At 72.0% G+C, this 682-nt stretch carries 1 protein-coding gene; it reads left to right on the top strand.

The features are described 5' to 3' along the window. Window positions 1-68: 68 nt before the first annotated feature. A partial coding sequence (locus D7V93_RS43770) for a riboflavin synthase (protein ID WP_120648740.1) occupies window positions 69-682 on the top strand: 614 nt, incomplete at its 3' end.

The following is a 682-nucleotide window of genomic DNA, read 5'->3' as shown; positions in this document are numbered from 1 at the left end:
TGACGGTGGAGCGGGTGGGCGACGACGTCCTCCTGCGCGCGCTGCTCTGAGTCGTTAGAGTCGCGCCCATGTTCACCGGCCTCATCCAGGACACTGGCACCGTCACCCGCATCGCGCCCGGCGCGATGACCGACCTCTGGATTCGCACCTCGCTGGGCGCGGAGGCGTTCACGCTGGGCGAATCCATCGCCGTGGACGGCGCGTGCCTCACCGTGGTGGAGAAGGGCGGGGACACCTTCCGCGTGCAGGCCGCGCCGGAGACGCTGCGGCGCACCACCCTGGGAGCCCGGCGGGCGGGCGACAAGGTGAACCTGGAGCGCGCCCTGGCGCTGGGGGACCGGCTGGGAGGGCACCTGGTGTCCGGCCACGTGGACGCCGTCAGCGAGGTGCTGGAGACGTTCGCCGAAGGCGGCTCGTGGGTGATGGTGTTCCGGCTGCCTCCGGAACTGGCGCCCTGCTTCATCGAGAAGGGCTCCGTGACGGTGGACGGCATCAGCCTCACCGTGAACGCGGTGGAGGCGGACCGCTTCCGGGTCCAGCTCATCCCGGAGACGCAGACGCGCACCACGCTGCACGGGAAGGGCCCCGGGGCGCAGGTGAACCTGGAGGGGGACCTCATCGGCAAGTACGTGGCCCGGCTGTTCGCCCTCCGGGGCGCCCCGGAGGGCGAACAGCCGGGCCA

It is taken from the genome of Corallococcus llansteffanensis, assembly GCF_003612055.1.
In the GTDB taxonomy this organism is placed as follows: domain Bacteria; phylum Myxococcota; class Myxococcia; order Myxococcales; family Myxococcaceae; genus Corallococcus; species Corallococcus llansteffanensis.
Note: the sequence above shows the minus strand (reverse complement) of the source record. Positions and strands in the feature narration are given on the sequence as shown.